This window comes from Vibrio sp. 10N.222.49.C9 (assembly GCF_041474985.1).
GTDB lineage: Bacteria > Pseudomonadota > Gammaproteobacteria > Enterobacterales > Vibrionaceae > Vibrio > Vibrio crassostreae_C.
Genome location: NZ_JBFRVD010000712.1, coordinates 1 through 312 on the forward strand (window position 1 = coordinate 1; position 312 = coordinate 312).

Consider the following 312-nt stretch of genomic DNA (forward strand, 5'->3'; position numbering starts at 1 on the left):
ATGGTTGTCAAGTTCCGGCAGGCTATACGATAGACTTCTCTGGCGAGCAAGTTATTGCTTATCCAGAAGACAATTCCAGCTTATATTATTCAGTAGAATCTGAGGTGGTAAACCTATCGGATATGGCATTGTCTGATGTCGACTTTGAGTGGGATAACTTCATGGATGAGGCTCGCTTCGCTCAAGGTTCAGAAGCGGTTAGATTTACCTTCTCTCCTGCAGTAAACCAGTACTACTTATGGGAGGGTTATAGCCCTTACGTGAGGTTCTCTGATGTGGGTTATGATACGGACGGCAGTTCTATCTCTGCCC

The 312-nt window shown here is 45.5% G+C and carries 1 protein-coding gene; it reads left to right on the forward strand.

The features are described 5' to 3' along the window. Nucleotides 1-312: hypothetical protein (locus AB4585_RS25215; protein ID WP_372171501.1), on the forward strand; the 312-nt coding region annotated here is incomplete at both ends.